This window comes from Limnobacter parvus, assembly GCF_024623725.1.
GTDB lineage: Bacteria > Pseudomonadota > Gammaproteobacteria > Burkholderiales > Burkholderiaceae_B > Limnobacter > Limnobacter parvus.
Window position 1 is genome coordinate 480,869 of record NZ_JANKHG010000017.1, and the last position, 13,689, is coordinate 494,557.

Annotated in this window: 12 protein-coding genes; 9 read left to right on the top strand and 3 right to left on the bottom strand. The window is 52.5% G+C overall.

From position 1 onward, the window contains the following. Positions 1-98 precede the first annotated feature (98 nt). Genes NSP04_RS09385 through NSP04_RS09410 form a run of 6 tightly spaced genes read left to right on the top strand, consistent with a single transcriptional unit; the run spans position 99 to position 7,587 of the window. Positions 99-2,519, top strand: a complete 2,421-nt coding sequence (locus tag NSP04_RS09385; protein WP_257512067.1) for a CHAT domain-containing protein — start codon at positions 99-101, stop codon at positions 2,517-2,519. Beyond that, positions 2,516-4,462: an adenylate/guanylate cyclase domain-containing protein gene (locus tag NSP04_RS09390; RefSeq protein WP_257512068.1), complete on the top strand. Its 1,947-nt coding sequence runs from the start codon at positions 2,516-2,518 to the stop codon at positions 4,460-4,462. The genes NSP04_RS09385 and NSP04_RS09390 overlap by 4 nt, the downstream gene beginning before the upstream one ends. Continuing rightward, on the top strand, positions 4,459-5,220 hold the full coding sequence (locus NSP04_RS09395; protein WP_257512069.1) for a hypothetical protein: 762 nt from the start codon (positions 4,459-4,461) through the stop codon (positions 5,218-5,220). The genes NSP04_RS09390 and NSP04_RS09395 overlap by 4 nt, the downstream gene beginning before the upstream one ends. Continuing rightward, on the top strand, positions 5,204-5,896 hold the full coding sequence (locus NSP04_RS09400; protein ID WP_257512070.1) for a 5-oxoprolinase subunit B family protein: 693 nt from the start codon (positions 5,204-5,206) through the stop codon (positions 5,894-5,896). Before NSP04_RS09395 ends, NSP04_RS09400 begins: the two co-directional genes overlap by 17 nt. Then, the gene (locus NSP04_RS09405; RefSeq protein WP_257512071.1) at positions 5,889-6,863 is read left to right on the top strand and encodes a 5-oxoprolinase subunit C family protein; all 975 of its coding nucleotides are present in this window, start codon (positions 5,889-5,891) and stop codon (positions 6,861-6,863) included. The genes NSP04_RS09400 and NSP04_RS09405 overlap by 8 nt, the downstream gene beginning before the upstream one ends. Then, on the top strand, positions 6,853-7,587 hold the full coding sequence (locus tag NSP04_RS09410; protein ID WP_257512072.1) for a LamB/YcsF family protein: 735 nt from the start codon (positions 6,853-6,855) through the stop codon (positions 7,585-7,587). Before NSP04_RS09405 ends, NSP04_RS09410 begins: the two co-directional genes overlap by 11 nt. 10 nt (positions 7,588-7,597) lie before the next feature. On the opposite strand, the gene NSP04_RS09415 is transcribed toward NSP04_RS09410, so the two are convergent. Beyond that, positions 7,598-8,038 (bottom strand): YkgJ family cysteine cluster protein, encoded by a 441-nt coding sequence (locus tag NSP04_RS09415; RefSeq protein ID WP_257512073.1) that lies wholly within the window; start codon positions 8,036-8,038, stop codon positions 7,598-7,600. A 180-nt stretch (positions 8,039-8,218) separates the two neighbouring features. Here NSP04_RS09415 and NSP04_RS09420 point away from each other — a divergent pair, with 180 nt between their 5' ends. From NSP04_RS09420 to mnmH, 3 genes are all read left to right on the top strand, one after another. Continuing rightward, positions 8,219-10,180 carry a DUF294 nucleotidyltransferase-like domain-containing protein gene (locus NSP04_RS09420; RefSeq protein ID WP_257512074.1) on the top strand — a complete coding sequence of 654 codons (1,962 nt, stop codon included), beginning with the start codon at positions 8,219-8,221 and terminating at the stop codon, positions 10,178-10,180. Continuing rightward, complete coding sequence (locus NSP04_RS09425; RefSeq protein ID WP_257512075.1) at positions 10,177-10,911, top strand: 3'-5' exonuclease; 735 nt, start codon at positions 10,177-10,179, stop codon at positions 10,909-10,911. Before NSP04_RS09420 ends, NSP04_RS09425 begins: the two co-directional genes overlap by 4 nt. A gap of 113 nt (positions 10,912-11,024) precedes the next feature. Beyond that, a complete protein-coding gene (gene mnmH, locus NSP04_RS09430; RefSeq protein ID WP_257512076.1) occupies positions 11,025-12,053 on the top strand; it encodes a tRNA 2-selenouridine(34) synthase MnmH in 1,029 nt (342 codons plus the stop codon). A 17-nt stretch (positions 12,054-12,070) separates the two neighbouring features. Here the strand turns inward: mnmH and NSP04_RS09435 are convergent, their stop codons facing one another. Both NSP04_RS09435 and NSP04_RS09440 read right to left on the bottom strand, forming a co-directional pair. Continuing rightward, positions 12,071-12,487 (bottom strand): acyl-CoA thioesterase, encoded by a 417-nt coding sequence (locus NSP04_RS09435; RefSeq protein WP_257512077.1) that lies wholly within the window; start codon positions 12,485-12,487, stop codon positions 12,071-12,073. Positions 12,488-12,506: 19 nt separating this feature from the next. Then, complete coding sequence (locus NSP04_RS09440) at positions 12,507-13,679, bottom strand: iron-containing alcohol dehydrogenase (RefSeq protein WP_257512078.1); 1,173 nt, start codon at positions 13,677-13,679, stop codon at positions 12,507-12,509. Between the last annotated feature and the right edge of the window lie 10 nt (positions 13,680-13,689).

The following is a 13,689-nucleotide window of genomic DNA, read 5'->3' on the forward strand; positions in this document are numbered from 1 at the left end:
GAATCTGTATGAATCAGCGTTGATCAGCAAAAAAAGCAGCCTTGTGCTGCTTTTTTTGTGTTTAAACTAGCCGATGGACAATTATTAAAAGCGCGGACATGACAATCGCCTTTCGAGCAGTTCTGTTGCAGCTTGCGCTTATGTGTGTCGGCTTGGGGAATGCGCCCCCTGCACACGCGCTGTCGCTGCCCGCACAGGGCCAGATGAATGCGTTCGGCATATTGGTAGATGCACCACTGGAAAAAGCTTACAGCACCTTTGTGGCTGGTGACGCAGATGCAGCCCTTGCGGCTTTAAACGAATCCAGCGAGACAGACACTGCTCATCGAAAATGGTTTGGGCAACTGCTTCGTGCTGAAGTTTTTATGCAAATGGGACGTGCTTCGGATGCACTCGATATTTTGGAGCAAACGGCAAAGTCTGAAGTTCAACTTTTTGGAACTGCGCTGTTGTCGCAAGCCATTCAAGGTGAAGCCCGGATCAAGTTAGAGGATTACGGACAAGCCAGCCAACAATTTAGCGCTGTGGCTCAGGCCCTCGAAAACTGGGACTTGCCGACCAGCTACAGGGAAACGCCCAATGTGCCCTGGCTTTCGCATCGCAGTCATGCGCAAGCCAGGGCCTATTCCGGCTTGGCCAATTTGGCACTGCGCAATGCCCAGTTTGATTTGGCCAAAGATTGGTCAAATAGGGCAGAAGCCGTGTATTCGACTATTCATGACTTGGCGGTCAGCAGCCAATACCAACGGTATTTCAAAGTACACGTCGACAATCAGTTGGGTCGTGCGAACAACCTGACTGTTCTTGCTGCCAGCACGGCGGTTCAAGAGCCAAATTCACAACTGGCTTCGCAAAACTTTCAAAATGCTGAACAGCTTTATCTGGCAGCTGGTAACCCACCCGGCTTGGCCAACAGCTTGGCCATGCAGGCTTATGTGGCCTTTGAAACCAGGCAGTATGAAACAGCAATTCGAATGGGCAATTTGTCTGTTCAGCTTGCCAATCATTTGAATTTGCCTGATTTAATTTGGCGCGCGCAGTTACTGTTGGGCAAGGCTTATTTAAAAACCGGACAAATGGATCTGGCTGAAAATGCTTTTCGAGGCGCACAAGCCGCGGTGGATTTGGTCAACGGCAGCCTGGCGAGTGACCGTTCCAAGCAACAATTTGGCGTAGGGAAGTCAGAAATCCTAGCACACCTGGTCGACTTTGATGTGCTTGCCAATAACACTGCCCAACTGTTCGAAGATGCCGAACGTGGTCGCGCGCGTGCCTTCGTGGATTTGCTCACTGACGCAGAACTAACTTTGAGCGATGACCTGCAAACCAACCAAATGGTTCGAAGTCTGGACGTGCAAATTCGAAAGCTGCGTTTGCAGCATAGCCTGCAGAAGCGATCGGAAAGCCGTCTTCCAATTGCAGCCGAAATTCAATCACTGCTGACCCAGCGAAGCGCCTTGATGGACAAGTTAAGCGCGATCAACACCGAATGGTCAGCGGCCTACAGTGTTCGATACGCCACGCTTGCACAGGTGCAAGCAAGGCTGGCCCCAGATGAAATGTTGGTGTATGCCGTGTCGGGGCGTAATGCAGACGATATTTATTTGATGTTTGTGCAACGCGCCAAGTCATCGATTAAACACCTGCCCAAAGGTCACTTGACCTTGAACAGCGCTTTGCTCGACTTCACCGACGCAATCGCTTTGGGTAACAGTGATTTGCAAGCCAAATCGCTCAAGCAGATAAAAGCCGCGCTTGAACTTGAAGCTTGGCCCAAAGCAAGCAAATTCTACGTGGTACCCAATAAGCAACTGCATTTTGTTCCGTGGTTTGGATTGGAATTGGGTCAATGGGTGTCGGTGTTACCCAATGGCAGTTGGCTGTTGCGTCAGGGAAGGAAGACTGAATTAGCACCCACCTACTTGGTGGTCGGTGATCCCGATTTTGCGGGTGAATTGCCCCAATTGCCGGGTGCACGCAGCGAGGTCACACGGATTTCTCAGCAATATCGGGTCAATCCATTGATGGGCAGACAGGCCACTGCGGCGGCAATTGTTGCGCAAGCTCAGAAAAAGTTGAGCGTTCTGCATTTGGCCACGCACGGCGTGTTTGATTATCGAAATCCATTGCAATCTGCCCTGTATTTCAGTGGTGAGGCGGGCAAGGGCGGCGCGCAGCCAATGACTGCTGAAGACATTTTTAAACGACCCGTACGTGCCGACCTGGTGGTGTTGTCCGCCTGTGAAACTGGCGTGGGTCAAGTGTTGGAAGACAATGATATTTTGGGTTTGCAACGAAGTTTTTACATGAACGGTGCGAATCAGGTGGTCAATACCCTATGGCCCGTGTCTGATCAGGGCGTGCGAGACTTCATGGCTGTGTTTCATTCCAACCTTTCACGTGGCGTCGGTGTGGCTTTAAGCCGGGCTGTTCAAGCCAGCAAGAAAGCGGGGCAGCCACCAGCTGTGTACGCGGCATTTGTATTGAACGGATACACGCTGCACTCGGTGGCACCTTGAGGCTGGTAAACGCTCAAACTGTTGGTGCGGCGCTTTTGTCTTTGATATTGGCCAGTGCATGCTGGTTCGCGTCCGCCTATTTTTCCCCATTGGCGCAGGTCGAGAACTGGCTGCTTGACGTGCGTGTTGCGGCGTTGGCACCCATGAGATCGAAGGCCAGTGACATTGTGATTGTTGGAATTACCGAAGACACCTTGGCCAACCTGACTTACCGCCAACCTGTGGATCGCGGTTTGCTGGCCGATGTGCTTGAACGCGTCGACAATGCCGGCGCTTTGGTGATTGGTCTTGATGTGTTGCTTGATCAAGCCACTGAGCCTGAAAAAGACCAGCGCTTGAAAGAGGTGATTCTCCAACTGGATACACCGCTGTTTGCCGCATACGCCACCCTTCAAGACAATTTAACTGAGTCTCAGCAGGCCTATTTGAATGCATTTGTTCCCGAGGGTAAACGTGCCTTGGTGAACTTGCGACGCGATTCAATCGATGGTGTGGTGCGTTCTGTGTTGGCACAAAACTCAACTGGCTTGTCTGGCCTTGCCAATGCTTTGGCGAACAGTTCTCGCAGCATTGAAATTTTGTCGCTTCAGCGCGATGCAACGGGTTCACTTGCCGCATTCCCGATTTATCCAGCGCACAACGTGGCCAGTTTGCCCGACGAATGGTTTGCCGGAAAAAAAGTGTTGATTGGTGCAAGCCTGCCCATGCAAGACCGTTACCCCACCTCATTTCAAGCCTTGCTGGGTTTGAAAGAGGGTACACGGCCTGGTGTGGAAATACATGCCCATGCCATGTCAAATTTGATGAACAACACCGATTATCGCCGGCTCGAATTTGCAGGCCATTTGCCGGCTTTGTTCGTACTTGCCATGTTGGCATTGTTGGTGGGGCGAAGCGATTGGCATTGGGTGCTCAAGTTCATTACGATCTTGATGCCATTGACTGTGTTTTGGGCAGCAGGGCATTTTCTGATGCTGCAAGTGCAACTGATAACGCTTGTGATCACCCCGCTGATGTGTACTTTGTTGGCGGCATCGGTAGGGGTTGCTATTGCAAGCCGGCAACACCGCATCCAAAAGCTGTTTATTCGCAATGCGATGTCACATTATGTAGCCCCGGAAATAGTAAGTGATTTGCAAAAGCATCCGGAAAAGTTGCGGTTGGGTGGGCAGCGTCGGCAACTCACCATGATTTTTACAGACATTGCTGGTTTCACAAGTTTGTCTGAACGGGTAGAGCCCGCGCTACTTTTAAACACCTTGAACCTATATCTTCACGGCATGAGCGAAATTATTGCCAAGCACCATGGCATTGTCGACAAATTCATCGGCGATGCAGTAGTGGCCTTGTTTAATGCGCCGTTGAATGTACCTGACCATGCCAGGCACGCCGTGCAGTGCGCGATTGAGCTGGACGTTTTTGCACAGCAATTCATGTCAACCGCACAGGCTCAAGGCCTGCACTGGGGCGAAACCCGAGTTGGCGTGCACACCGGCGATGTGACCGTAGGCAATATGGGTGGTAAAAACAGGTTTGACTACACTGCGGTGGGAGACGCCATGAACACGGCTGCGCGGCTGGAGGGTTTGAACAAATACTTGCACACCCGTGTGTGTGTGGGCGAAACCACGGTGCATGAAATTGATGAGAAAGTTCGTTTTGAATTGGGACTTTGTGAAGTGGCAAAGGTGGTGTTGAAAGGCAAAACAAATGCATTGCGGGTATTTACTACGATTCCATGCACTGACTCAACCGCTCGGGAAGAGGTGGCCAATTATGAAATCGCCATGTGCGCACTGCGCGCTGGCGATACCCAGACCGCAGTGAATTTGTTTGAAACCATGAAAGCAGATCAAACCGAGCTGGCCAAGCTGGTGCTATTTCAGCGAACTCGGCTTTCGGCAGCCTTGGCACACTCGCCCATTGTTCTTGAGGACAAATGAAAATGCTAAAAACGGGCTTGCGCGGTTTTCTTGGGGTGGCTTTTGGCTTCATATGTTTGTTGTTCCAGCCTGTTGCATGGGGCATGCAGGCAGTGGTGCTTGAATCGAATGTGAAAGCCCTACCTGCAGGAACCCTATTGCAGGCTGATGCTGTGCTTAGCGTAGCAAAATCCGGGGTTGTTACTGTGGTGGCGGAAAACGGCAGCATGAAAACCATACGTGGGCCTTATCGCGGCGCATGGTTGCTGGCCAGCGAATCGATTGACGGTTTGGCAGATGTTAAAGCAGCGTTGGGGCGACTTTTGACCGCCCGCAGCGAGGACACCAGCACCTTGGGCACAGTGCGCCGGCTGGGGTCATCCACCGAGTGGCTTCCCGCCCATGCGAAGCAGGGCTGGAATGTGGTGTCTGCAGAGCATGAGGGTGTGCAGTGCATTGTGCCCAGTCAGCGGGTGCAATTACTTCGGCAAAACTCCCAAGGAGCGGAGTTGGCAGCGCTTAGAAAAGCCGATTCAACGTATCAGCCGATTCATTGGTCTGAAAACGCAGCCTTTGCGGTTTGGCCTGACAGTGTGCCGATCCAAAGCGAGGACATTTACTTGCTAAGACGAACTGGCAGCAGCATTCCGTACAGGCTACAAATCATCGAGCTGGCACCCGGATTTGCGCAGTCTGCGCCTGTTTACCAGCTTGCCACGCTGCTTGCTCATCGATGTGTTGTACAGGCAACCTTGCTTAAGCATGCTGAAAATTTATAGTGTTTCCGACAGAGCCATTCAAATCGACTGGCCCATGACTTCCTCCAATGTTCCTTCCTCAGGGCAATTGGCAACCTTCCCGCAAGCCTTGGTCAAGCATGGTGGTAGCAAACATTGGCCTGAATTTCAAATAGTGCAGGCGGACTGTTCCGTGTCCATTGTTTTCGCAAAACCTCCGGGTGGCCCGTTCAGCATTTGGGACATAGTTCTTCAGCTTGAATCATCGCTTGGAATGTTGAACACCAGGGCCACTAAACGAATTCTTAACGCGCGGCGCCATGTGGTTGAGGTAAATTATGGTGGACCGGCAGGGCAAGATCTTCAATGGCTGGCTGAGCAAACAGGCTTGGGTATTGAAGGCGTAATCGACCTGCACTGCAGTTCGGTGTACACCGTTGAATTTTTGGGTTTTCTGCCCGGTTTTGCCTACCTTAGCGGTTTGCCCAAAGCGCTGCATTTTCCACGGCGCAGCAGCCCGCGTTCGCGAGTACCCGCAGGCACCTTGGCCATTGGCGCGCACTATTGCGCGGTTTACCCTTGGGAAAGCCCGGGTGGCTGGCATTTGCTGGGCCATGTCGAGCAGGTGTTGTTTAACCCCGATCACACTGACGCACAGGGGCAGTCGCTTTTCAAGGCGGGCGACACCGTTCAATTTGTACGGGCCCAATATGCTTAAACTTGTTAAGGCACAGGGTCAGGGAATTGTTAGCGACAAAGGGCGTTGGGGTTACCAGTATCAGGGTGTTCCTGTTGGCGGAGTGCTTGATGAATTCTCATTTGCTGTAGGCAATCTGGCGCTTGGAAATCCTGAGAATGCCGCCTGTTTGGAACTGATGGGGCAGTTCGATTTTGTGTGCGGCAAGCCCTGCCAGGTGTTTTTGGCCAACCGTGGTGCGCAAGCTCTGTTGAACAACAAACCGGTATTGGGCGGCCGTGTACTTAAGTTGCAGGAAGGTGATTTACTGCGCACCAAACCTCCATGGCTTGGGTTCTGGAATATGTTGTGCGTGCAGGGCGGTGTGAATGTGCCCCTTGTCATGGGATCTCGCAGCACCTGTCTGCCCGCAGGTTTTGGTGGGTATCTTGGCCGTGCCTTGCAGGTTGGCGATGAAATTCACGCTGGCGACAAATTCACTGCCACACTTGTATCGGAAGTTCGGTTGGGTTTGCCGACTGCATCGTTGGATCCAACAAAATGTTTGCAGGTTCGATGCTTGGCAGGTCCTGAATTTGATGCACTTACGGAAGAATCGAAACAGGTTTTTGTCAGTCAGGCTTTTATGCTGGGCCAACAAAGCAGCCGCATGGCTTATCGACTTGAAAGTGCTGGGTCGGTTTTAAGCATGAAACATCCTTTGTCACTGCGAAGCAATGCAGTACACCCTGGCATGGTGCAACTGCCACCCAGTGGGCAACCGATTGTGCTGCTTTCGGATGCACAGGTTACCGGCGGCTACCCACGCATTGCCAGTGTGTTGGCCAGCGAGCTTTGGAAGTTTGCACACCTGGGGGGTGGCCAGGGCGTACACTGGGTGTTGGTTGATGCTGCACAGGCCACACGCTTGCAGCTACAGCACGAGCAAGAAACAAGGCGGTACCACCATGCTATCGAATCAAACAATTCCGAAAACTATGTTGATTAATGCCGATTTGGGCGAAGGTTGCGCGAACGACGAATCATTGTTCGCACTTGTTGATTGGGCAAATATTGCCTGCGGTGGGCATGCTGGCGATGAAAGCAGCATTCGCAAAGCCTGTGAACTTGCACTTGAACACGGCGTGCAAGTGGGGGCGCACCCCAGCTATCCAGACCGTGCAGGTTTTGGTCGCAACAAGCCTCAAATTGAACGTGTTCAATTGTTGGATGAACTGGAACGGCAAATGGATTTATTTGAAAACATCGCTGCGCAATTTGGCTGCCGCACTGCGCATTTCAAGCCCCATGGCCAGTTGTACAATGACGCGGCTTTTTTGCAGGCCGAGGCGGATCTTGTCATTCATCTGGCGAAAGCTTATCCGCACTTGAAGTTGGTGGCCTTGGCCCAAAGCCCGTTGGTAGATTTGGCACGTGCGGCCGGTGTTGTTGTGGTTGAAGAAGCCTTTCCCGACCGGGTTTACCTGCCCAATGGGGCCTTGGCCCCACGAAGCGAAGCAGGTGCGCTGATAGAAGCACCACAACAGGTGAAGGCTCAAGCGCTATCAATCATTCGAAAAGGCCCTTTGATCTGCTTGGGTGGTTCAAGCCGGGTGGTAATGGCGCAAACGCTTTGTGTTCATGGCGACACCCCCCAAGCCCTTGCCAATGCGCAGGCTGTGCGTGAAGCGGTCACCGAACACGATCAAGACGCGTTCAGCGGCGCAGACTAATTAAGCTCATTTACTTGGGACCGATTTCCTTTATCGGCAGTCCAATGTGAGCAGGCATGCCCACGGTTGGCACAAAGCGAACGTCCAGTGCAGCCAATCCATGTTTCGCACGGGCCTGGTTGCAACGTGGGTTCAGTTCGCCTTGCGCATCAAATACATCGTATTCACGGCAGGGCGATGGGCGGTTTTCATATACGGTACAGGTGACCGACTCTCCAATGTTGCCAGCAAGGGCAATACAGCGCGGTTTGCTTTGCGAAGTACCTTTCATGCAACTGCGGTAGAGGTTCATTTGCTCTGTCATCTCAACAGGCACAGTGCCACCTTCTGCAGCCGTGGTTTCGCCCCAATAAAAGCTGATTCGAAAAGTCGAGCAGCAAACGCCGCAACTTTGGCAAAGGGCTTCAACACCTTGGCCATCAACAATGACAGTGGTTGGATTTGACTGCAATTGAACCTCGGGAAAGAACAGCCATCAGGGGAGTTGCGCGAATATATTCCCAGCCCTGAGGCAAAGCAAGCACTATTTTCAAGACCCGTCGTTTCGAAGAAACAAGCTTTTTGTAAGGTCCTGAGGCTACAATAGGGAAAACCATTATAAAAACCATTTTGCCAAGCGAGTGGAGAGACTGTGAATCGACCGAATGCCGCGCCTGCGGCCGATTTGGGGGCTGGCGCCCCTGAAGCAAGCCAGGCGAACACCAGCCCGTCTGGGCAAATGCTGGACTACATCAAGCAGCGCCTTATCAAACATGCTCCCTTCAGTGAAATACCACTTCGCGACCTGGACTGTTTGCTAGAAGGGTGTGCCGAAACCTATTTTGCCCCCAATGAAGTTATTGTTCGGCCCGAAGATGGTCCCCCGCCTTTTTTGTATTATGTGGAAAAGGGCTCTACCGTTGGGCGAAAGGGCTTGGCTGATTTGTCTTCCACCGGGTTTCAGTACGAAGCTGGCGAAATGTTTCCCGTGAATGCCTTTTTGGCCAAGCGCGCAGTTACAGCCACCTACAGCGCTCGGGAAGACACCTTTTGCCTGATGTTCACCTTTGATTCCGTGCAAGCTCTGGCCCGCAAAAGCCCGGTTTTTTCTGATTACCTGACGCGCCGCACCATGCAGTTTTTGGACTTGTCCAGAAAAGCAATTCAAATGGCTTATTCGTCGCAAACACTGGCTGAACAAACGCTAGAGAAACCGCTGCGCGATGTGTGCCGTCACGAGCCCTTTTCGTGCTCAGCCAGCACCCCGTTGAAGCAGGTGTTGGAAGTGATGCACGAGCACCGAATTGGCTCGATGATTGTGGTGGATGATCAAATGCATGTTGAAGGCATACTGACCCGTCAGGATGTGCTTTCGCGAATTGCCATGACCGAAAAGCCACTCAGTACCCTGATTTCAGAAGTGATGAATACGCCCGTGCACACGCTGGATGAAAGCAGCACCGCGCAAGACGCCGCCCTTTTGATGTCGCGGTTTGGTATTCGCCATGTGCCGGTAACACGGAATGGGAAACTCAGTGGAATTGTGTCTGAACGCGATATTTTCGCCATGCAGCGTTTGTCGCTTAAACAGATCAGCAGCAACATTCGTTCGGCACAAGACGCAGAAATGCTTAGGGCATGCGCCAATGATATTCGCAGCTTCGCAAAGAACTTGTTGGGTCAGGGCATTGCGGCCAAGCAGCTGACAGAGCTAATCAGCCATTTAAATGATGTACTGACCGAACGAATTCTGGAGGTGGTGGGCAACCGAATGGGAATCAACGCCAGCAGCTATTGTTGGCTTAGTTTCGGGTCGGAAGGTCGATCAGAACAAACCATTGCGACCGACCAGGACAATGGCTTGTTGTTCATCAGCGATCAGCCCGACGTGGACCGACCACGCTGGCTGGCCTTTGGCAAGGAAGTCAACCAGACACTCGACCTGTGTGGCTATCCGCAGTGCAAGGGCAATATCATGGCCAGCAACCCAGAGTGCTGCATGACCGCGGCCGAATGGCTGAACAAATTTGCCAAGTGGATCGATGTAGCCACTCCGGAGAATCTGTTGCGTGTGAATATATTTTTTGACTTGCGCCCGCTGGCTGGCAACAAGGAATTGGCCCAACCTCTGCGGGACTACATTGTGACCCGAGCCAAGGAGTCGACAATTTTTCTGCGCTTGTTGGCTGAAAACATAATGCGGTTCCGCCCGCCCTTGAATTGGCACGGCAGCATTGATACCACTGAAATTGAAGACGTGCGTACGCTTGATTTGAAGAAGCATGGCACCGCCGTGTTTGTGGATGCAGCGCGGTTTTTCTCATTGGCGTTTGGTATTGATGAAGTAAACACCCGCCGCCGGTTTGAAGCTGTGGCCAAGCGTTTAAGTGTTGAAGCACAGCGACGCGACGCATGGGTCAGCGCTTTTGAATTTTTACAGATGATGCGTTTGCGCATTCAGCTTGACGAAGGGGTGGCCGTGCCCAATCTGCCCGACCAACCGAACGTAGTGAATTATGATGTGCTGGATAACATTGACCGTCGAATTCTGAAAGAATGTTTTCGAGTGGGACGGCGTTTGCAGCAGCGCATTGAGACGGAGCACATGCGTTGAGCACCGCCGCATCCGGACAATTGTTGCCACCGCAAGGCTGGGCTGCTTACCTCAAGCATCGTTTGCTTCAATCAGTTGATTTTTCAAACCCCAACCCCGATCGTTGGGTGGTGGTCGATGTTGAATCGTCTGGTCTAAACCCAAAACGGGACAGGCTTATTTCAATTGCAGCCACTGCAATTCAATTTGATGTCCAACGCAGGCCGCGCATTTCATTAACCGACACATTTGAAGTGGTGATCAAACAGCCACCGGAAATCGTCGACATGATCGAATTTGAGGCTATCGACAAAACCAATATTTTGATTCACGGCATTGGCATTGGCGAACAACAACGCGGGGTTAAAGCCGAAGTGGCTTTGTCTGAATTTCTGAGTTACGTGGGCGATTCGCCGTTGATCGCTTTTCACAGTTGGTTTGATGAAATTTTGATCAACAAAGCCATGCGCAAAGTATTGGGCCGATCTACGCACAAGCACTGGCTTGACCTTGAACATTTGGCTGCAGTGCTGCACAAAGAAGACCACCAGTTGCCGCTCGATGTGTGGATGCAGCGCTATGCTATTGAGTGCGAACAACGTCACCAGGCCGCCGCCGATGTGCTGGCGACCGCGCAATTGCTGATGAAACTGTGGCCCATGCTTCAAAAGCGCAAAGCCACTGATTGGCGAGGGGTCAAAACAATTGCCAACGGACTTAAAACCTTACCGGGCCGGAATTTGCCGACTTAGTTGCTAACCGAGTGACTAACTCAGTGACCACCCAGTATCCATTCAGTACCACGCTCAAGGCCATGTTTTGCGTTATCCTGCCCGCTTGAATAGTTTGTTTTGAAGTTGTTCCCATGCATGATTTTTCCTGTTATTCCCTGATTATTGATGCCCGTTCTCCCCGTGAGTTCGCCGAAGATCACATACCGGGCGCGGTCAACATGCCGGTGGTGAACAACGATGAATACGCTGAAGTTGGAACCCTTCACCGCACCGACAAAATGGGTGCTTACAGCATCGGTGTACGCTATTCGCTGGCCAATATCGCCCGGCACTTGAGTGAAGACCTGCCCAAATACCCGAAAGATGGCAAAGTACTGGTGTATTGTTTCCGTGGCGGGAAACGCAGCAAGTTGTGGTTCGATGCCCTCGAAACCATTGGCTACGATGTTCAAAAGCTGCAGGGTGGCTGGAAAGCCTACCGTCGCTGGGTAAACGAGCAACTCGAAACAGTGCCCCCAAAATTCAATTACCACGTGTTAAGCGGCCCCACCGGTTGCGGTAAAACCCGCTTGTTGTGTGCCCTGCGGGAAGCGGGTTGTCAGGTTGTGGACCTGGAAGAAATCGCTTGCCACCGTGGCTCCATTATCGGTGCAGTACCTGGTTCGCCCCAACCCTCGCAAAAGTATTTCGACACCTTGCTGTTGGAGGAACTCGCCAAGTGCGACCCAGCTCGGCCGTTGTGGGTAGAAGCCGAGAGCAAAAAAATTGGCAACGTGCAGTTGCCTGCATCATTGCTCGATTCCATGCGCAAGGGCACAACCATTCGCGTGCATGCCGACATGCGACAACGCGTTGAACTGTGGAGGCAGGATTACAAACACTTCGAAGAAGATCCGCAGGGCATGCTTGAACGCCTGCGTTTTATTCGCAGCCTGGTGGGTGGCAAGGAATATGAGGAATGGGTAAAACTAGCCGACGAAGGCCAAATGCCGGAGTTGTTCGAGCGCCTGATGAGGAACCACTACGACCCAGCCTACCGGCGATCAATTTTGCGTGAATACCCGAAGATTGACCAATCTCCGCTGATTGAACTGAATGATTTGTCGCCGGCTGGTTTGCTGGAAGTTGCGAGACAAATGCGGACTCAATACGACACCTGACAGTAACCGCCAGCCTTTCACACCAACAACAATGCCAGCTTGCTGCGTATGCCCTCGGGTATCGGTGTTGGTTTGTTGTCAGCCTTGGTCACAAACACGTGAATGAAATAGCCTTCTGCACACAGCTCGCCTTTGGCATTGAACAATCCCAATTCATACCGCACTGAACTGTTGCCCAGCTTGCCTACGCGTAACCCTGCGGTTACCGGTTCCGGGTAAGCCAATGGCTTTAGGTATTTGCACTGGCTTTCCACCACAAAACCCACTTCCGTGCCGTTGTGAATGTCCAGTCCACCTTCTTCAATCAGGAAGCGGTTCACTACGCTGTCAAAGTAGCTGTAGTACACAACATTGTTCACGTGACCGTAAATGTCGTTGTCGTGCCAACGAGTTTGCACCGATTGGTGCAGGGGGTATTGAGCCAATGTGGTCATGATCAGAATTGAAATGAGTTTAGTAGGCGGCTTGGTAAATCGCCAAGGCTTCAGCTTCGCTGACATCGCGTGGGTTGTTGCTCAGCAGGCGGGTTTGAAGCATGGCTGCGCTGGCCATCACGGGCAAATCTTTCTCGCCAATGCCCACCTCGCGAAGCCCAACTGGCAGGCCAGTGGACGGTGACAAGGTTGCTGTGAAGTCGATGAAGGCTTGGGCCAGTTGCTCTGTGTTGTCTCCGTGGTGGCCAAGCTTCAACACCTGCGCAAGCTCAGCGTATTGTTGTTCTGCAGCGGGCAAATTAAAGCGCAATACATGGGGCAACACCAGTGAATTGCTCAAGCCATGCGGCACATGAAAAATTCCGCCGATCGGGTAGGCCAAAGCATGCACGGCACCCACAGGCGCATTTGCAAAGGCCTGACCAGCCATGCATGAACCCAGCATCATGGCTTGGCGTGCCTCGCGGTTGGTGGGTTCTTTGCACACGGTGTGCAGGTTGGCAGCCAGCAGGCGCAATGCCTCGCAGGCCAGAAAATCGGCATAGGGGTTCTTAAGGCGTTTGCTGGTGTAGGCCTCAATCGCGTGCACCATGGCGTCAATGCCGGTGGCAGCTGTTACATGCTGGGGCAGGCTCAGGGTCCAGTCAGCATCCAGCACGGCCAAGTCACCATACAGCACGGGCGACACCACACCCATTTTTGTGTCGACGCCCGTAGTCACAATTGAAATAGGGGTCACTTCACTGCCAGTACCCGCTGTGGTAGGCACCAACACCAAGGGCAGGCGATCGCTGTGCACATTGCCCACGCCGTACATGGTTTGAAGTTCTTGTTTGCTGCGTGCCAGAATGGCGATCAGCTTGGCAACATCGAGTGTGGAACCACCACCAATGGCCACCACCACATCGGCCTTGAATTCCATGGCCAGTGCGGTTACGCGGTGCACCAGTGCCTCGGGCGGATCGGGTTCCACATCGTTGCAACTGTGCACGGCATGGCCAGCTGTCGCCAGGTTTTCACATATGGTTTTGAACGTGGCTGTGCCTGCAATGAAGGGGTCAACCAGCATGAACACACGTGCTGTTTTCAAGCCATGCTGTGTCAGCAAGGGGGCCAGCAAATCCGCCATTCGTACTGAGCTGCCTGATTCGCACACAATGCGGTTCACTGTTCTGAATTCGAATGGGGCCATGCTCGCGTCT